Below are 16,736 nucleotides of genomic sequence, written 5' to 3'. Positions count from 1 at the left end.
GCATGACAGGAGAGTGGGATGTCCGATCCAAACGCCGCGCTCGGCGCAGTTCTCGAAGGTGTGACCACAGGCGGTGCGCCGCGGGTTCCCGGTGTGGTCGCGATGGTCACCGACCGCGAGGGCACCGTGTTCGAGGGAGCCGCCGGGGTGCGGTCGCTGGCCGACGACCAGCCGATGACCCTCGACACCGTTTTCGCGATCTTCTCCACCACCAAGGCGATCACCGGCACCACGGTGCTGCAGTGCGTCGAGGAGGGCTTGCTCGACCTCGACGCGCCCGCCCGCGAGTATGTCCCCGAGCTGGGCGACATCCAGGTCATCGAGGGTTTCGACGGCCAGGGTGCACCGGTATTGCGGGCCCCCAAGCGCGACATCACCACGCGGATGCTGTTGTTGCACACCGCAGGATTCGGCTACGAGTTCTTCGACGAGGTCTACAACCGGCTCGGCGTCGAGCACGGCCAGCCCAGCGTGACCACGGCGTCCAAGGCTGCCCTGACCACGCCCTTGCTCTTCGATCCCGGCGAGAAGTGGCAGTACGGGACGAACATCGACTGGGCGGGTCAGGTGGTCGAGTCCATCCGCGGCCGCCGTCTCGGCGAGGTGATGGCCGAGCGGGTGTTCGGGCCGCTGGGCATGCACGACACGTCGTTCACCCTGACCGGGTCGATGGCCGATCGGCTGGCGGCCATCCACCAGCGGGAAGCCGACGGCCGCCTCACCCCGCTGGACCTGGTGCTCTCGCAGGACCCCGAGGTCCACATGGGCGGGCACGGCCTGTACTCCACGGTGGGCGACTACCTGAAGTTCCTGCGGATGTGGCTGAACGACGGTGACGCGCCGGGTGGGCGGGTCCTGCGGGCCGACACGGTGCAGGCCGCCGCGTGCAACGGTCTCGACGGACAAGAGGTGACGATGCTGCCGGGAGTGATCCCCGCACTCTCCAACGACGCCGAGTTCTTTCCGGGACAGCGCAAGTCGTGGGCGTACACCTTCATGGTGAACGAGGAGGACGCGCCCACCGGCAGGCCCGCGGGATCCCTCGGGTGGGCCGGGTTGGCCAACTCCTTCTACTGGATCGACCGGTCCACCGGGATTGCGGGCTACTGGGCCACCCAGATCCTGCCGTTCGCCGACCCCGTGTCGTTCGGCGCCTATCTCGACTTCGAGACTGCCGCGTACCGCCACCGCGTGGTGGGCGCACCGGTCTAGCGGGGGACGAAAGTCAGATGGCGCCGCCCGCCGGCTTCGGTGCGCCGGAATCGGCGCTCACCGGCGAGTTCATCTCCCTGGCAACGAAGTCCTCGATGTTGAACAGATTGTCGCCCGCCCGGTCGACGATGGCGAGGAGCGTGGTCATGGAGGCGACCTCCTCGACCTGTTCCTTGAGGAACCACTGCATGAACTGCTCGCCGAGATAGTCGCCGGTGTCGCGGGCGGTGCGGGCCAGCCTGGTGATCTGGTCGGTCACCTGCCGCTCCTGCTCGAGCGCCAGCTCGACCGGCGCGCGTACCGATCCGAATTCGGTGACCACCGCATCGATTCCGGGGATCGTGACGTCCAGGTCGTTGTCGAGGAGGTACTTGATCATCATCATCGCGTGGTTGCGCTCTTCGTTCGCCTGGCCGTAGAAGCGCGCGGCCAGCTGCGGGAGGTCGTTCCCGTCGAAGTACACGGCCACAGCGATGTACTGCTGCGACGCGGTGAACTCGTTGCGCACCTGTTCACGGAGAAGGTCGTGGAACTCGTTGCCCTGCCGGGAATTGGTCATGGGCGACACGCTACCGGCGCGGACCCCGGATCAGGGGCCCGTGGTGATCAGCGAATCCGGTACCGGCCGGTCCTCGGCGAGCGCGCCGAAGAACTGTGAGGCGCGTTCGCGATCCCAGACGAGCACATTGCCCGAGTCGACATCCTCGAAGCCGGCGATGGGGACGGTGGTCGTGATCGGGCCGCTGCGCATCGCCCAGGCCAGGCCGGCGAGGTTCCACAGGTGGTCGCCCTCGTCCACCTGTAGCGAACCCGCCGTCTTGGTCACCATCGGCCAGAGCCGGAACGGATTGACCAGGGTGCCCGCGCTGGTCGCCTTGTCCAGCAGCGCCGACATGAACGCGCGCTGGTTCTTCATCCGGTCGAGGTCCGCGAGCGGAGTGGCCCGGGTCCGCACGAAACCGAGCGCCTGGGCACCGGTCAGGTCCTGACAGCCCGGCTGCAGGTTGATGCCCGCGAGCGGGTCGTCGATCGGGTAGGGCACGCAGAGGTTGACACCGCCGAGGGCGTCGACGATGCCGGCGAATCCGCCGAAGCCGATCTCCGCGTAGTGGTCCATGTGGAGTCCGGTCGCGCCCTCGACGGTCTGCACGAGCAGCTGCGGCCCGCCTTGTGCGAACGCCGCGTTGATCTTGTCGCGGCCGTATCCGGGGATGGGCACATAGGAATCGCGGGGGATGGACACCATGGTGGCCTTACCGCTCTCGGGGATGTGCACGACGATGATCGTGTCGGTGCGGCCCTCCCCGACGTCGCCGCCGGTCGCGAGCGCGGCCTCCTCTTCCGGGGTCATTCCGGCGCGGCTGTCCGACCCGACCAGCAACCAGTTCGTGCCGGGGGTGTCGCCGATCCGGTCCGGATAGTCGGCGAGCGCGTCGATCCGGTTGAGACCGCGGTCGAGGTAGACGACGGAGCCGCCGATCAGGACCAGCAGGGCCAACAGGACGAGGCCGATCCGTCGGCCCCAGTGCGGACGCCGGCGGCTCTTCGCCGGGCGGGGCGGCTGTTGCGGAGGGGCCGGAGGGCTGGTTCGGCGGGGCGGCTGGGGCGGCGCGCCGACGCCACCGCCCTGCCTGCGGTGCGGGTCGGCGTACGGCTGCGGCGTCTGGGTCGGCGCGTAGGGGGAGGCGCCGCGGTCGGGTCCGTGCGGGCGGTAGGCCCTGGTCTGCTCCGGGCCGGCAGGACGGGCGCCGCCCCGGCCCGGCCCGGGTGCCTGCGACCACGCCCGGGGTCCCTCCGGGGCCTGGGCGGGCCGCCCGTCGCGGCGGATCACCTGCGTGCCCTCGGGGCCGGGGGGCATCGGCCTGCCCGTGCCCTGGGGTGGCGGCACGTGCCGAGGGGGCATCGGACGGCCCTGCCTCGGCGGCTGGGCCGGGCTCTGCCGTGGGGGGACCGGCCGACCCGGCTGCGGGACCGGGCGACCCTGTTGCGGGGGCAGCGGCCGTCCCTGCTGCGGCGGCACACCGCGACCCCACCGCGGGTCGCGGGGGTCGCGGTTCTGGGGATAGTCGCCGTTCACGGCTCGACTCTACGGGTCACGGTAGCCAGGACACGTGGCCGCGCAGCGCGGTGTACCCGACGAAGGCGACCGCATCGATCAGCCAGTGCGCGATGATCAGCGGCCACAGCCGGTTGGTTCGCTGCCAGTACCGGCCCAGGACGAGACCCATCACGACGTTGCCGATGCCGCCGCCGAGGCCCTGGTACAGGTGATAGCTACCGCGCAGCAGCGAGGAGGCCAGCAACGACGAGTTCTCGGTCCAGCCGAGCCTGCGGAGCCGCGAGATCAGGTACGCGACGACCAGCACCTCCTCGGCGCCGGAGTTCGCGAACGCCCACAGCAGCAGTGCGGGCAACCGCCACCAGTGCTCCTCGATGGTGCTGGGAAGCACGGTCAGGTTCGCGCCGACGGCGTTGGCGATCAGGTAGAGGGCAAGGCCGGGCAGCCCGATCAGTGCGGCCAGCCCGACGCCGGGCAGCAGGTCGGGGCGGGGTCGGGGGCGGCCGAGCCCGATCTTGGCCGGGCCGAGGCCGCTGCGCCAGAGCAGGTACAGGCCGAGCGCGGCCCAGGCGCACAGCTTGACGATGCCGAGCAGTTGGCGGCCGAGGTCGATCCAGCCGTACTCGGATCGGGAGGCGTTCAGCGCGACCGTCTGGTCGGCGAGCCCGCCGGGCGCGAGCGCGTCCTCGACCAACGAGAGGATCCCGGACAGCCCGCTGAGCCCGAAGGTGACCAGCAGCACGACGGTGACCTCGAACCACAGCGCGCGGCGGCCCGCGGCGTCGAGCGGCGGTTCGGTCTGCGGGGGTGGGGTAGGCCGGAGCCACGCGTCGAACCGGGTCACACCGGTGACGGTAGCGGAGCGCGGGCCGTGACCGGCCCGACCGTCTGGGCCCGCACCTCGTGGAACCATGGGGCGGCCACCCCTACGGGCAGATGGCGGCGATGATCGTTCGCGTCAGCCAGTCCGAGTACCGGTCGAGTGTCCATCCCCGGGCGAGGACAAGACGTTCGTAGGTGTCGATCGAGAGGTAGTTCCACAGCACATCGCGTACCTCGTCGAGCTCGATGCCTGCACGGAGTTGGCCGGTCGCCACCAGGTGGCTCCCGAGCATCGTCATGCCGGTCAGTCCCTCGTCGCTCAGTTGCTGCCAGACCGGGACGAGCGAGTCGTCCACGTGTCGTCCGTCGCGAATCAGGATCTGCACAGCGGCCGACCGTTGCTGCCGCCGGGCCAGCCCATGGATGAACATCGTGATCTTGCGGCGTACGTCCGGCTCGTCGAGCATCGCCTGCTGCTCCGGGCGGTCGGCGACGGACACCGGCTCGTCGTCACCGGCGATCACGAAATCGAACACCGCCTTCGCCAGTGCGGCCTTGCTGCCGAAGCTCTTGTACAGGCCCTTCACCGAGACAGCCGCCCGATCGGCGACCGCCGCAAGGGTGGTGGCCCGGAAGCCGTTGCGCTCGAACAATTCCTTCGCGGCGACCACCACCGCACGCCGCCGCACGCGCGCCTGCCGCTGCCTGCCGGATGCGTCGTACGGCCTCTTGACTTCGACCATCACCGCTCCGATAATTTAGATACAACCCGGTTGTACTCAATTTATCAGACCGCCACCTCAACTCATCCGCCTCGATCGGTCAGCGTGGATGAACGAAGGGAGAGGGTCATGGAGAACAACCCGCATGAGCCCGCCGATACGCGAAGCATGGGGATCGTGCACAGCGCGCTCCGCCGTGACATGGAGCGAACCCGCTTGGTCCTGCGTTCTCGGCAGTCTCCGGACGGGAAACGTCGTCGGGCGCTCGCGGCGCACATCGTCTGGATGATGAACGTCCTGCGCATGCACCACACCGCCGAGGACGTCGGGCTGTGGCCGCTGATCCGGGTCAGGAACCCGTCCGCGGCTGCTCTGCTCGACGAGATGGATGCCGACCACAAACGGATCGCCCCGGCGATCACCGCACTGGAAGACGTCGCGCGCGCCTACCGTGACGATCGGTCCACGGGTGACGAGCTGCTCGGCGCCCTGGCCGGACTCACCGACGTCCTGTTGCCGCACCTTCGTCGTGAAGAACTCGAGATGATGCCGGTCGTCGGCGCCACGGTCACCACCGCCGAATACCTGGCCGTCGAGACGGAGTACTTCGTCAAACCGAAGGGCTTCATGGAGCTCGGCGCCGAAGGGCACTGGATCATCGACGGGGTGAGCCCGGACGACCGCGAGGTGATCTTGCACGTGATCCCAGCCGTTCCCCGTTTCGTGCTCCTGCACGCCTTCGGCTGGAGGTACCGCCGTCGGGCAGCACTGCTGTGGAATGGCGGACCGGCGGCGGCTGTGCCCTCGCTCACCGTCTCGGCCACGGCGGACGGCGTCGGGCGAGAAGAACCCGCTGTGGGCGGGCGCGAGCCGGGTCGGTAGCCGACACCTCGGCCCACGGGTGGGACATCGCGCGGGACAACCGAGGCGCTCGGCAGGGTCTCCCGCGCCGGAGCGGATCAGCGCTGGGCGCGCAGTCCGTTCACGAAGGGGCAGCCCACCAGTAGCCGGAGCGCGCGGCTCAGCTCGGCCGCGTCCGCGACCGGTGCGGCGAACGCCATCCGGACGTCGCTGTCGCCCGTCTCGCCCTCGACCCGGAGCCGGATGCCGTACCGGTCGATGCCGAGCGGCCGAACGCGGCCGGTGCGCAGCGCCCGCGGCAGGCGGCCGGCGAGCTGGTCGACGAGTTCGCCGTGGTCGGACTCCAGGTGCTCGAGCCAGGGGCCCTCGATCTCCCAGAAGGGGTCGGGGCGGGCGGCGAGCAGTGCGTCCACCGGTACGGGTTCGGCGCCGTGCGAGTCCGCCACGACCGCCGAGTCCAGGATCAGCCGCAGCAGGGTGGTGGTGTGGCCGACGTCGAGCAGTGCGGGGTCCGGGCGTTCGTCGGCGACGGCGGCCGCCAGTGCGCGGGAGGCCTCGGCGGGCACCGGGTGCAGGGCGCCGCGCAGCCAGACCAGCGACCGCACCGGTTCCCGCAGGGAGAGCGGGGTCAGGTCGGTGAGCTCGAGCACCGCGGGCAGGCCGGCTCGGCCCGCCTGCCAGGTCAGCGCGGTGGCCACCGAGTCGGTGCGGACGGTGAGCACGACGTCGCCGCAGGCCCGCAGGTGGTGCACGGAGACCTCGACGGGATCGCTGCCGTCGATGGCCAGCACCGCCTGCTCGGCCCGGGCGCAGGCGCTGCGGACCCGCTCCGCGGTCGACGGACCCTGGGTGGAGGTGGCAGCAGTCATGGGGCGCTCGCTTCATTCGGTCGGGGCAACGGAGATGCCGATCACAGTAGGTTAGCCATGCCTAAGTTACGGCAGGGCCCGATGGCCCGCAAGATCTCCGTCCGCGGCGACTACGGTTGGGGCGTGTCCACCCTGCTCACCCTTCATCCGCCGACCCCGAACGATCGGCAGCCACCCTTCGCCGGCCTGCTGTCGCAGCGGTGCCCGGACGCGGACGCAGCGTCGCGCAGGCGCCCCGGGGTGATCTTCGGGCCCCCGGTGGTGGCGGCGAGCGCGCTCGGCGCCGGCTCCTTCGACGATTCCGTCATCGTGCGGCTCGACATCGCGCCCGACACCCTTGTGCCGGTCGGTCCCACGGTCGCACGCTTCGAAATCGACTGCAGCATGGATGAACTCGATGACGCCCTGGAGTTGGCGCATCCGGGGGAGTCGAACCCGCACCCGCTGTCGGCGCCGGTGGCCGTCTTCGTCGCCCCCGACGACCACGCCGACGCCGGATGGGCCGCCGAGGTGGCAACCCGGATCGCCGAAGCCGGCGCGCACCCCGGGCTGCGTGCCGGTCCTGGCCCCGACGAGGTGGCGGACTTCCTGGCGGTTCTCGCGCACTCCGACGCGGGCTTCGTGGCCAGGGTGAACTCCGGGGCGGAGGCGCTCGCGATCCTCGCCGCCACGGTTGCGGCCCTCCGAGGGGACGACGTGCGGACGGCGTTCGTCACCCCGGATCCCACCCGGGTTGCCGGGCTGAACCAGGACGCCGCCGAGGCGCTCCGCGCGGTGCTGCTCGGCATCGAGGTGGCCGACGCCGAGGAGGCGGAGCGTCACCTCGCGGCCAACGGGATCACGGCCACCGCTGCGCCCTGAACCCGGGCTCGCATCGCGGCAGGTGAGTAACCTTGTCGTGTGCCTCGTATCGCCTACTTCGGACCGTCCGGAACCTTCACCGAGATGGCCCTCGCCCAGATGGAATCGGGTGGGGCCTTCGACGGTCCGGTGGAGCGCGTGTCCGCTCCGAGTCCGCCGGCCGCGCTGGCGCTGGTCCGGGAGGGTCTCGTCGACGGGGCGGTCGTGCCGATCGAGAGCTCGGTCGAGGGGCCCGTGCCTCCGACCATGGACTCCCTGGCCGCCGGTGAGCGGCTGCAGATCGTCGCGGAAACCGAACTGGACGTGAGTTTTACGATCCTGGCGCGTGCCGAGACCACCCTCGAACAGGTGCGCACCATCCGTGCGTACCCCGTCGCGGGTGCGCAGGTGCGGATGTGGATCGAGCGGAAACTGCCGGACGCCGTGGTCCAGTCCGCGTCGTCCAATGCCGGTGCGGCGGAGGATGTCGCGGCGGGGATCGCCGATGCCGCGGTGTCCACCGCGTTGGCAGGCGAACGGCTCGGGCTCAGTGTCCTCGCCGATTCGGTGGCCGACTTCGACGGCGCGCGAACGCGATTCGTCCTCGTGACGCGTCCGGCGCCGGTCCCCGCGGCCACCGGCGCGGACCGCACCGCTGTGGTCCTGCAGCTCAACAACGAACCCGGCTCCCTCGTGAGTGCGATGGCGGAGTTCTCCACCCGCGGAATCGATCTCACCCGGATCGAGTCCCGGCCGACTCGTGTCGAATTCGGTACCTACCGGTTCTTCCTGGACTGCATCGGGCACCTCGAGGACACCGCGGTCGCCGAGGCGCTCAAGGCCCTGCATCGCAAGCACGAGGTGCGATTCCTCGGTTCGTGGCCCGCCGCGACCCCCGGCGGGGTGCGGCCGCCGTCGGACGAGGAGGCGACGGAGTGGCTGCGCCGGATTCGGGCCGGCGAACCGGACGGGAGGTGACGGTATGGGCAAGTTGATCCTGGTCCGGCACGGACAGACCGAGGCGAACGTCGAGCGACGCCTGGACACCCGGCTGCCGGGGGCCCGGCTCACCGAGTTCGGCGAGAGTCAGGCCCAGGCCTTCGGGCTCGCGGTGGCGGGCAAGGCGCCGCGCGCGCTGGTGGCGTCGCCGGCGTTGCGGGCGCGGCAGACCGCCCACTATGTCGAGCTGGAATCGGGCATCACGATGCAGGTGCGCGAGGGCATCCACGAGGCGCAGGCGGGGGAGTTGGAGGACCGCTCGGACCGCGGGTCGCACGAGCTGTTCATGAAGGTGTACCACTCCTGGCACACAGGCGATCTCGGCGTGCGGGTACCGGGCGGGGAGTCCGGCCACGACATCCTCGAGCGCTATGTGCCGGTGCTGCGTTCGCTGCGCGAGGAGTATCTCGAGGATCAGGCGGACGAGGCCGACGCCGGTGACGTGTTGGTGGTCAGTCACGGCGCCGCGATCCGCCTGGTCGCGGCCCAGCTCGCGGGTATCAACGGCGTCTTCTCCGCGAACACGCACCTCGACAACACCCAGACGGTGGAGTTGGTGCCGACCGCGAACGGGGGCTGGAAGTGCGTGCGGTGGGGGCTGCTGGTGCCGCCGTTCGAGCCCTTCGCCAGCGCCGGGCCCGACGACCCGATGGGCTGACGCGGTGCCCGAGTCCGATCGTGTGGACAAGCGCACCATGCGGTACGCCGGCAGGCGGGACGAGCTGCTCGCGTCGGTGACCGAGTACGTGATCGCCAACGGGGTCGGGGAGCTGTCCATGCGCCCGCTGGCCAAGGCGGTCGGGGTGTCGCACGCGTCGCTGTTGCATCACTTCGGCAGCAAGGAGAACCTGCTGGCCGAGGTGATCGAGGGGATGCGGGGGGAGTCGATTCCCGCTGAGCTGCTGGCCGAGTCCGGCGCCGATCCGATCGCCCTGCTCACCGGCTGGTGGGAGGAGAGGACGGCTCCCGAGACGCTGCCGCGATTCCGGGTGATGCTCGAGATCTACGTGCAGGCCGTGCTCGAACCGGGCGGGCACGAGCGCTTCCTCGAACACTTCGTCGGCCAGTGGCTGGCCGTACTCGAACACGGCCTGCGCGGGGCCGGCTGCCCCGAGGAGCAGGTACGGCAGGTGGCCACGCTGATCCTCGCGCAGATCCGGGGCCTGACCCTGGACCTGCTCGCAACCGGGGACCGCGAGCGAGTGGACCGGGCTTTCGCCTTCCTCGTCGACGATCTCGCCGCCCGGGTCCGCGGCTGGGAGATTGCTTGACCGATCGGTAGGTCTAACTTATCGTCCTGTGTGCCCGGCGCCGAATGTGACCGGGCGCACAGCCGTGAGGAGAGAGTGATGACCCACCGACTTCGTACCGCCCTGGTGGCCGCGGGTGCGACATTGGTCGCCGCGACGTGGGCCGTGGCGCCCGCCGCGGCCGCGCCTGCCGCCGGTGCGGCCAACGCCCCGGGGTCCGTCGTCAGCAACGAGCAACTGCCGCGAGATCGCTGGCTGCCCGGCGCCGCGACGTCCTCGCTGCTGACGTACTGGTCGCAGGGGCCACAGGACAAGCCGATGCTCAGCACCGGAGCCGTCTACGTGCCCGAGGGGACACCACCCGCGGGCGGGTGGCCGGTGATCTCCTACGCGCACGGCACCACCGGGGTCGCGGACCAGTGCGCGCCCAGCGTCAATCCGCCGACCGAGCGGGCGGTGACCCATCTCGGCCATTGGCTCTCCCAGGGCTACGCGGTGGTGGCGACCGACTATGTCGGTCTCGGCACCCCCGGTGTGCATCCCTACCTGGACGGGCGCTCGGCCGCGCACAGCGTGATCGACATGGTGCGGGCGGCCCGCGCCACCACGCCCGAGCTGTCGAAGAAGTGGGTCGCCACGGGGCAGTCGCAGGGCGGTCACGCGACGCTGTTCACCGCGAACATCGCTACCCGCTACGCCCCGGAGCTGGACTACCGCGGCGCGGTGACGACCGGTGCGCCCTCGAACATCGAGATGGCGCTGCCGCTGGGCGGACCGGCGTTCCCGAAGCTGCCGCTCAAGGGCACGACGGTGTACATCGCCAACGTCCTCGATGGGCTGCGGGCCGCGCGACCCGACGTCGACATCGACTCCTACCTCAGCCCCCTCGGGCGCAGCATTCTCGCCGATGTGGAGACCTCGATCTGCTACGGCGACGCGCGGACCAAGTACGCCGACGTCTCGATCGGGCAGCTGCTGTCGCGGTCGGTGGACACGCCCGAGTTCATGGACGCGGTCCGCTCGATCCTCTCCGTCCCCACCAGCGGCTACGACCGACCGCTGCTCATCGCGCAGGGACAGCAGGACATGGATGTCCCGATCCCGCTGACGCTGAAGCTGGTCGCCGACCTCACCGCGAACGGGGTGGACTTCGCGTTCCGCACCTACCCGACCGACCACGGCGGCACGGTGGCCGCCTCGGTCCCGGACAGCACCCCGTTCATCGCGAAGCTGTTCGCCGGCGAGAAGCCGTGCACGGGTAGCGCCTGCTAGAAACCTGACCACAGCGCAGCATGGGGCGCCACCGAAGCACGGTGGCGCCCGCGGCGTCGTTATAGGGCGAATCGGGCCAAGGCGGCAACGTATCAACCGGTGGGTGACGTCGCCGATCGGGTTTCGTTCCATCGTCGCCTAGTGCAGATGCGGCCGGAGCGCGTCGTAGAACTCGTTGAGTTCGGGTTTTCGGAGTCGCGCTTCTTCTTGGGGTCGCCGCCCCGGATCAGGTCGAGGGCCTTGGCGCGGCGGGCCAGGACGGTGGATTCCTCGGTGCGGGCCGCGTAGAGCAGGTAGCGGGTGCAGGCCTGCGATCTGGTGTCGTGGGGGCCGAAGACGATCGACTCGACCGCAGGCTCACCGTCGGTGCTGTCCGGTTCGGACCCACCGTCGGCTTCGGTTGGGGCGTCACCGGTTTCGCCTCCGCCGTCGGCTGCGGAGTCCTCGCCGTCGGCGTTCGCGGCGGCGTTCGGGTCGGCCGGTGCGTCGCCGTCGGGGACCTTGGTGAGGAGTTCGACGATCACCCGCACCTGGTCGTTATCCGTTTCCCCGGCGTCGAAGGCGGCCGCCACCTGCGGATGCTTGGCGAGTTCGCGGCCGAGCCGGACGATCCTGTTCGCCTGACTGGGCGTCATGGTGGCTACACCGGCGAGCCAGTTGCCGGGCGAGGACGCCCCGACCTGCTCGGCCACACACCGCTGATCGATCTGGTGCATCAGGCGCACCCGTAGCGCCTCGAGCTGCCGCATCCGCAAAGAGAGTTCGGGCACCAGTCGTAGAAGGTCGGCGTCGGCGAGCTGCCACGCGGCCACATCCGGTGGCGCGGTGAGCATCTCGTCGAGATCCATGTTCGAAGCCTAATCGAACATATGTTCTATGACAAGGTGTCCGGCCCGCCGAACCGGCACCCTACTCGGGGGAAGTGCCGTGCTCTTGAGGCAGATAGCCGCCGAGAAATGCTCGGACACCGTCCTCGATGATGTCGCGCACCTCGGCGTCGTCGAGCGGAATGGCGCCACCGACGGAGCGTTGCTGCACCTCCGAGCCGACCAGGGCCAGGAAGTGCTGCGCCATACGGTCGGATCGGGCGGGGCGCAGCAGTCCCCGCGATTGCAGCCGATCGAATCCCGCGGCCAACTCGCGGCGGACGCGCCGGGGACCCGCCTCCTGCCAGGCCTCCAATGACGCCTGGGGAAAGTGCGCTGCCTCCGAGTTGATCTGTCGGACCATTGCGAAATGGTCTGCGAACTCCTCCCGCAGGGGGCTGGTGACCAGATCGAACCCGAGCGCGACGAGGTCCTCCTGCAGGTCGGTGACCTTGTCGAGGTGTCGGCCCACCGTCGCGATGTGGGCCGCGGAGACCCCGGTGGCGCTGTCGGTGACGGTCTCCGTGAACAGGGACTCCTTGCCGCCGAAGTGGTTGTAGAGGGTCCGGGTGGACACGCCGGCCTCGGCCGCGATCGCGTCGATGCTCGCTCGGGCGTAGCCGTCGCGACCGAACACCTTGCGCGCTGCCCGAAGGATCGCGGCGCGCTTCTCGGCGGAACCACCCTTGGCTCGGGTACTCGTCGAATCCGTGCTGCTCATGGCGATGATGATAGCAAAGTTACAACGACCGTTTTACAAAGTGCAACGACCGTTGTACCTTTGCCCGCATGACCATGACACGTGAAGCACCCCGGGACGACCTCGAGGTCGCCGCAGGACGGATCACGCTCGCCGTCGTTCTGCTGGGCGCCGTCATCGGGCCGATGCTGATGTCGGGGACGACCGTCGCCCTGCCCGACATCGGTGCCGATCTGGACGCCTCCGGCGGCCCCCTGCAGTGGGTCGTGACGGGCTACTTCCTCTCGGCCGCGTGCTTCATGCTCATCGCGGGGTCGCTGGCCGACCTGCTCGGCAGGCGCCGGGTCCTGCGCGCAGGCGCGCTCGTCTACGTCGCCGGGACCGCCTCCGTGGCCGCCGCGCCGAACATCTGGATCGTCGATGTGGCGCGCACCGTCTCCGGGGTCGGCGCCGCCGGGATCATGGCGGCGGGCGGCGCGCTGCTCGCCGCCACCTTCGACGGGCCGGCCAGGACGCGGGCTTTCGCCGCCGTCGGCACCGCCGCAGGAGTCGGCCTCGCCGTCGGACCGACGGCAGCGGGCATCCTCATCGGCGGGTTGGGCTGGCGAGCAACGTTTTCCGTCTTCGCCATCCTCGGCTCGGTGATACTCGTCGGCACCTTCTTCGTGACGGAGTCCCGCTCGGACGCGGACGTGCGCATCGATTGGCGTGGCGCGGTCACGTTCATCGCCGGCCTCGGGCTCGTCATGCTCGCGATCACGCAACTGCCCGGCGCGGCCTCGATCAGCCCCATGCTGCTCGTCCAGTTCGCGGCCGGTGCCGCGCTGCTCCTCGCGTTCGTGCTGATCGAGAAGCGGGTGGCGCACCCCCTGCTCGATCTCGATCTATTGCGGGACAGGCAATTTGCCGCATGGTGCCTGGCATGCGCCAGCCTTGCCCTCGGCTCAACGGCCGTGCTCGTCACCCTGCCGACCTACCTTCAGGGCGTGAACGGCGTCTCGCCGGGCCGCGCCGGTGCGGTGATGTTGATGCTCACTGTCCCGATAATCGCGGTCCCCTCGCTCGGCGCCCGACTGGTCAACGGCGGGGCGTCACCGCGCCTGGTCATCACGGCGGCACTGGCCGCGATGGCTCTCGGCAACGCCTGGCTGCTGGTGCTGCACCCGGGGATCTCCGCGGCGGGGCTTCTCGGCCCCCTCGTCACCATCGGTGTGGGGGCGGGCCTGGCCATCGGCATCGTCGACGCGAGGGCCATGGCCCTCGTGCCGCCGGATCGGGTCGGTATGGCCTCGGGCCTGCTCAACACCGTGCGCGGCGGTTCCAACGCCGTGCTGCTGGCGCTGGTCGGTGCCGTGATGGTCGGACTCCTGCGCGTAAGTCTCGGAGATGATGCTCTGGCGCAGCGGGTTTCATCCGGTGACCTGCGAGGTCCCGATCCCGCCCTGCTCGCGGACCATCTGACCACCGTCTGGCGAATCACCCTCGTCGGCATCGCGGCGCTCTGTGCAGCCTCCGCCGTGGCCGTCGCCCTCCTGCTCCGTTCCGTCCCGTCCCGTTCGGCCGCGGAGAACTGATCAAGTCCACGGTTCCTCGCCGAGCTGCTGCCGGCCAAGGTCCCACCCGGCGACCGTGCACGAGTCGCATCACGCGACTCGTGCACGGGTCGCATCAGGCGACGGCGGTCCCCTCGAGCTCGACCATCAGGCCGGGGATCGCCAGCCGGGTCACCCCGAGCATCGTGGTGGTCGGTGCCACCCCGGCGGCGCCCAACCGCGCCGCCAGCACGCCGTAGTGCTGGAAAAGCAGATCGACGTCGGTGGTGTAGACGTTGAGCCGGACGAGGTTCGCGAGGGACATGCCGGCCTCGCTGAGAACGGCCTCGAGGTTGTCGACGCTCAGCGCCACCTGCGCGGCCATGTCACCGGCATGCTGGGGCTCGCCCTCGCCGCTCATCGCGGTCTGTCCGGAGCAGTACAGGGTCCGGGTGTGCCCGGAGACGATCTCGCCCTGGCTGTACCCCATCTCCACCGACCACGGCCACGGGTTGACCGGTGTCCGTTCGATTGGCCCATCGGCTTGGGTCGATACATCCATCGGCTCGGTAACCATCTTGTTTGTCATGCTGAGCAGCTTCTCAGCCAATACATGACACCTTGTGTCGTGTATTCCTGACATAATCTTTCTATGCGAGCTGACCGGTTGGTGTCGCTGGTGCTGTTGCTGCGCCAGCACGGTCGGCTGTCTGCGGCCACGCTGGCCCACGAGCTGGAGGTGTCCACCCGGACGGTGCTGCGCGACATCGATGCGCTGTCCGTGGCCGGCGTCCCGGTCTACGCCGAACGCGGCCGGCACGGCGGCTTCGCATTGTTGCCCGGGTTCCAGAACGAGCTCACCGGACTGAACCACGACGAAGCGCTTGCCCTGCTGGTCGCCGGATCACGCAGCGGCGCACAGACATTCGGCCTCGGGTCAGCACTCGCCGCCGCCATGCGCAAGGTGGTCGACGCGCTACCCGAAAGCTCTCGAACCACCGCGGCCGACGCGGCCCAGCGATTGCTCATCGAGCCGGAAACCGACCTCCTCGCGCGCCGAGTGGTCGGGGAGCGGGAGAGCGACGCCGTGATAGCCGAAGTCCGGCGCGCGGTACTGGCCGGCCACAAACTGCGCATCCACTACGCCGCCGTGGACCAAACCCCGAAGTGGCGCAAGGTCGATCCGATCGGCCTGGTCACCGTCCGAGGCAAGGGCTACCTATTGGCCACGAGATCCGGCGCGGACCGCACCTACCGCCTGTCCCGCATCTTGGCCGCCGAGGAACTCCCCGAACCCGCACAGCGACCAGCCCGGGTCGATCTGGACCAGGCCTGGAAGGAACGCACCGAGCGGTTCCGGACCGGCGGCGACCAAGTCACCGTGCTGGTACGGGTGGACCCGACTCGGCGGAAGGACCTGGTGGGCACCGCGTTGGCCGTCCTCGCCGAAGCAACCGACGCCGACGGCTGGCTACGGCTGGAGGTGACCTTCCAAGACTCGAGACACGCCGAATGGGCGCTGTGGCAGCTCGCCACGCATGCGGAAGCACTGGAACCGGAGTGGTTGCGGACCTCCCTGCGCAACCGCGCCGCCGCGACCGCCACCTGCTACGAACCCACCCCAGGCCGTCACGGTGGGGCCACCTGACCTTGTCATCGTCAGCGGTGGGCCGATGCCCGCCGGGCGGTCAGCCGACGGCGCCGACCAGGACGTCGACGGCCTGGCGGAAGCGGGCGTCGTGGCCCGGACCGAGTGTGGACCAGGCCACCCCGTCGGCGGAGACGCTCGAGGTACCGATGATCCGGCCCCTGTCGGTGTCGAAAACCGTGACGGGCCCGCCCACCGGTTCGATTCTGCCGTCGCCGTGCCAGATCGCGACGATCTCGGCGCGTTCGCGGCAGCGGGCCAGCGCGGTGGAGACCGTGACGGCGTCCTGCTCGGCCGCGCCGAGTGCGGTGAGCCTGCGTGCGGTGGACCTGGCGTCGGCGCAGTCGGCCAGGGCGGCGACGAGCTGTTCGGTCGGTGCGTTGACCACTCCGAGGTCGAGTGGCGCGCGCCGCCCGATCGCGTCCAGCATCAGGTCGCCTGCGGGATGCTCCGCGCGCTGCAGCACATACGAGTCGGGCCCCCGCAGGGCGAGCACCGATCCGGTCGGCCCGTGAGCCAGGCAGAGGCGGGAGATCTCCTCGGCGACGTACAGCCGCAGCGCGACCTCCCAACTCGGGCGCGCCAATACCTGCAGCCACTCGGCGACATCGGTGTGTACCGCACCGGACGCGAGCAGGCCCCGCTCGGCGAGGGTGGCCCTGGCGGCGTCGAACGCGGCGTCCCTGGCGGTCACCGAGTCGAATCGGGCCGTCGCGTTCAGCACCACCGGCAGCTCGTCGATGCCCAGGAGGTTCACCAGAAGGTCGAGCTCGTCGAGGCCGAGCGTCACCGAGTCCAGCCGCGACGGGGCGGCCAGCGTGCCCGAATCGATCACCGCTCGTACTCCTGGGGGTCCGCGCCGAGGACCGCGGGGATCACGACGCGGCCGTCGCTGAAGTGCTCGAAGTTCTTGAGGTAGCCGGGGGTCCGGTGCTCCTCGTCGCCCTGGCCGGTGCCGGCGCCGCCGCCCAGCATCGGGGCACCGAGCTGGCCGCCGCGCGGGCCGGCCGCCACGGCCGCCTCGGCGCGGGCGGGTCCGGAGGCGAACACCTCCGACCCACCGGGCACCCCCGCGACGGCTCCG

Annotated in this window: 18 protein-coding genes and 1 pseudogene; 9 read left to right on the top strand and 10 right to left on the bottom strand. The window is 70.3% G+C overall.

Annotation, left to right across the window (positions count from 1 at the left end; translation table 11 throughout):
• The first annotated feature begins 18 nt into the window (after positions 1–18).
• Complete coding sequence (acmB, locus tag ACFQS9_RS19110) at positions 19–1,212, top strand: methyl acetate hydrolase AcmB (RefSeq protein ID WP_378407563.1); 1,194 nt, start codon at positions 19–21, stop codon at positions 1,210–1,212.
• 13 nt (positions 1,213–1,225) lie between these two features.
• On the opposite strand, the gene ACFQS9_RS19105 is transcribed toward acmB, so the two are convergent.
• The 4 genes from ACFQS9_RS19105 to ACFQS9_RS19090 form a co-directional block, all read right to left on the bottom strand.
• Positions 1,226–1,771, bottom strand: coding sequence for a ferritin (locus ACFQS9_RS19105; protein WP_378407561.1), 546 nt, complete (start codon positions 1,769–1,771; stop codon positions 1,226–1,228).
• A gap of 30 nt (positions 1,772–1,801) precedes the next feature.
• Positions 1,802–3,070, bottom strand: coding sequence for an LCP family protein (locus ACFQS9_RS19100; protein WP_465269931.1), 1,269 nt, complete (start codon positions 3,068–3,070; stop codon positions 1,802–1,804).
• 235 nt (positions 3,071–3,305) lie between these two features.
• Entirely contained in the window at positions 3,306–4,115 is an 810-nt protein-coding gene (locus tag ACFQS9_RS19095) for a CPBP family intramembrane glutamic endopeptidase (RefSeq protein ID WP_378407559.1), read from the bottom strand.
• A gap of 82 nt (positions 4,116–4,197) precedes the next feature.
• Positions 4,198–4,836 (bottom strand): TetR/AcrR family transcriptional regulator, encoded by a 639-nt coding sequence (locus ACFQS9_RS19090; RefSeq protein ID WP_378407557.1) that lies wholly within the window; start codon positions 4,834–4,836, stop codon positions 4,198–4,200.
• A gap of 108 nt (positions 4,837–4,944) precedes the next feature.
• Between ACFQS9_RS19090 and ACFQS9_RS19085 the strand changes: the two genes are divergently transcribed.
• The gene (locus ACFQS9_RS19085) at positions 4,945–5,697 is read left to right on the top strand and encodes a hemerythrin domain-containing protein (RefSeq protein WP_378407555.1); all 753 of its coding nucleotides are present in this window, start codon (positions 4,945–4,947) and stop codon (positions 5,695–5,697) included.
• 77 nt (positions 5,698–5,774) lie between these two features.
• On the opposite strand, the gene ACFQS9_RS19080 is transcribed toward ACFQS9_RS19085, so the two are convergent.
• On the bottom strand, positions 5,775–6,545 hold the full coding sequence (locus tag ACFQS9_RS19080; RefSeq protein WP_378407553.1) for a DUF2470 domain-containing protein: 771 nt from the start codon (positions 6,543–6,545) through the stop codon (positions 5,775–5,777).
• Positions 6,546–6,602: 57 nt separating this feature from the next.
• Here ACFQS9_RS19080 and ACFQS9_RS19075 point away from each other — a divergent pair, with 57 nt between their 5' ends.
• From ACFQS9_RS19075 to ACFQS9_RS19055, 5 genes are all read left to right on the top strand, one after another.
• Positions 6,603–7,406, top strand: a complete 804-nt coding sequence (locus ACFQS9_RS19075) for a hypothetical protein (RefSeq protein ID WP_378407551.1) — start codon at positions 6,603–6,605, stop codon at positions 7,404–7,406.
• Positions 7,407–7,445: 39 nt separating this feature from the next.
• The gene (gene pheA, locus ACFQS9_RS19070) at positions 7,446–8,363 is read left to right on the top strand and encodes a prephenate dehydratase (RefSeq protein WP_378407549.1); all 918 of its coding nucleotides are present in this window, start codon (positions 7,446–7,448) and stop codon (positions 8,361–8,363) included.
• A gap of 4 nt (positions 8,364–8,367) precedes the next feature.
• Positions 8,368–9,042, top strand: coding sequence for a histidine phosphatase family protein (locus ACFQS9_RS19065; protein ID WP_378407547.1), 675 nt, complete (start codon positions 8,368–8,370; stop codon positions 9,040–9,042).
• 4 nt (positions 9,043–9,046) lie between these two features.
• Positions 9,047–9,655 (top strand): TetR/AcrR family transcriptional regulator, encoded by a 609-nt coding sequence (locus ACFQS9_RS19060; protein WP_027501933.1) that lies wholly within the window; start codon positions 9,047–9,049, stop codon positions 9,653–9,655.
• A 78-nt stretch (positions 9,656–9,733) separates the two neighbouring features.
• Positions 9,734–10,906 carry a lipase family protein gene (locus ACFQS9_RS19055; protein ID WP_378407545.1) on the top strand — a complete coding sequence of 391 codons (1,173 nt, stop codon included), beginning with the start codon at positions 9,734–9,736 and terminating at the stop codon, positions 10,904–10,906.
• A gap of 92 nt (positions 10,907–10,998) precedes the next feature.
• On the opposite strand, the gene ACFQS9_RS19050 is transcribed toward ACFQS9_RS19055, so the two are convergent.
• The gene (locus ACFQS9_RS19050; RefSeq protein WP_378407543.1) at positions 10,999–11,754 is read right to left on the bottom strand and encodes a DUF222 domain-containing protein; all 756 of its coding nucleotides are present in this window, start codon (positions 11,752–11,754) and stop codon (positions 10,999–11,001) included.
• 61 nt (positions 11,755–11,815) lie between these two features.
• On the bottom strand, positions 11,816–12,493 hold the full coding sequence (locus tag ACFQS9_RS19045) for a TetR/AcrR family transcriptional regulator (protein WP_378407541.1): 678 nt from the start codon (positions 12,491–12,493) through the stop codon (positions 11,816–11,818).
• A 68-nt stretch (positions 12,494–12,561) separates the two neighbouring features.
• On the opposite strand from ACFQS9_RS19045, the gene ACFQS9_RS19040 reads away from it, so the two are divergent.
• The gene (locus ACFQS9_RS19040) at positions 12,562–14,046 is read left to right on the top strand and encodes an MFS transporter (protein WP_378407539.1); all 1,485 of its coding nucleotides are present in this window, start codon (positions 12,562–12,564) and stop codon (positions 14,044–14,046) included.
• A 94-nt stretch (positions 14,047–14,140) separates the two neighbouring features.
• On the opposite strand, the gene ACFQS9_RS19035 is transcribed toward ACFQS9_RS19040, so the two are convergent.
• A complete protein-coding gene (locus ACFQS9_RS19035; RefSeq protein ID WP_378407587.1) occupies positions 14,141–14,536 on the bottom strand; it encodes a RidA family protein in 396 nt (131 codons plus the stop codon).
• A gap of 120 nt (positions 14,537–14,656) precedes the next feature.
• On the opposite strand from ACFQS9_RS19035, the gene ACFQS9_RS19030 reads away from it, so the two are divergent.
• Positions 14,657–15,652, top strand: coding sequence for a helix-turn-helix transcriptional regulator (locus ACFQS9_RS19030; protein WP_378407537.1), 996 nt, complete (start codon positions 14,657–14,659; stop codon positions 15,650–15,652).
• 40 nt (positions 15,653–15,692) lie between these two features.
• Here the strand turns inward: ACFQS9_RS19030 and ACFQS9_RS19025 are convergent, their stop codons facing one another.
• Positions 15,693–16,487: an ESX secretion-associated protein EspG gene (locus ACFQS9_RS19025; RefSeq protein ID WP_378407535.1), complete on the bottom strand. Its 795-nt coding sequence runs from the start codon at positions 16,485–16,487 to the stop codon at positions 15,693–15,695.
• A pseudogene (locus ACFQS9_RS19020) lies at positions 16,484–16,736 on the bottom strand (PPE family protein); the annotation flags it as partial. The gene ACFQS9_RS19025 and the pseudogene ACFQS9_RS19020, both read right to left, overlap by 4 nt.

It is taken from the genome of Rhodococcus daqingensis (genome assembly GCF_042665615.1).
In the GTDB taxonomy this organism is placed as follows: Bacteria; Actinomycetota; Actinomycetes; order Mycobacteriales; family Mycobacteriaceae; genus Rhodococcus_G; species Rhodococcus_G daqingensis.
The sequence above is the reverse complement of the archived record's forward strand: the minus strand, read 5'-3'. Positions and strand labels throughout refer to the sequence as shown.

Coding starts and splice junctions, on each gene's coding strand:
- ACFQS9_RS19055 (WP_378407545.1), top strand. CDS start 9,734: ATGACCCACCGACTTCGTACCGCCCTGGTGGCCGCGGGTGCGACATTG.
- ACFQS9_RS19065 (WP_378407547.1), top strand. CDS start 8,368: ATGGGCAAGTTGATCCTGGTCCGGCACGGACAGACCGAGGCGAACGTC.
- ACFQS9_RS19080 (WP_378407553.1), bottom strand. CDS start 6,545: ATGACTGCTGCCACCTCCACCCAGGGTCCGTCGACCGCGGAGCGGGTC.
- ACFQS9_RS19030 (WP_378407537.1), top strand. CDS start 14,657: ATGCGAGCTGACCGGTTGGTGTCGCTGGTGCTGTTGCTGCGCCAGCAC.
- ACFQS9_RS19040 (WP_378407539.1), top strand. CDS start 12,562: ATGACCATGACACGTGAAGCACCCCGGGACGACCTCGAGGTCGCCGCA.
- ACFQS9_RS19075 (WP_378407551.1), top strand. CDS start 6,603: ATGCCTAAGTTACGGCAGGGCCCGATGGCCCGCAAGATCTCCGTCCGC.
- ACFQS9_RS19090 (WP_378407557.1), bottom strand. CDS start 4,836: ATGGTCGAAGTCAAGAGGCCGTACGACGCATCCGGCAGGCAGCGGCAG.
- ACFQS9_RS19050 (WP_378407543.1), bottom strand. CDS start 11,754: ATGGATCTCGACGAGATGCTCACCGCGCCACCGGATGTGGCCGCGTGG.
- ACFQS9_RS19100 (WP_465269931.1), bottom strand. CDS start 3,070: ATGCCCCCCGGCCCCGAGGGCACGCAGGTGATCCGCCGCGACGGGCGG.
- ACFQS9_RS19045 (WP_378407541.1), bottom strand. CDS start 12,493: ATGAGCAGCACGGATTCGACGAGTACCCGAGCCAAGGGTGGTTCCGCC.
- ACFQS9_RS19105 (WP_378407561.1), bottom strand. CDS start 1,771: ATGACCAATTCCCGGCAGGGCAACGAGTTCCACGACCTTCTCCGTGAA.
- ACFQS9_RS19085 (WP_378407555.1), top strand. CDS start 4,945: ATGGAGAACAACCCGCATGAGCCCGCCGATACGCGAAGCATGGGGATC.
- acmB (WP_378407563.1), top strand. CDS start 19: ATGTCCGATCCAAACGCCGCGCTCGGCGCAGTTCTCGAAGGTGTGACC.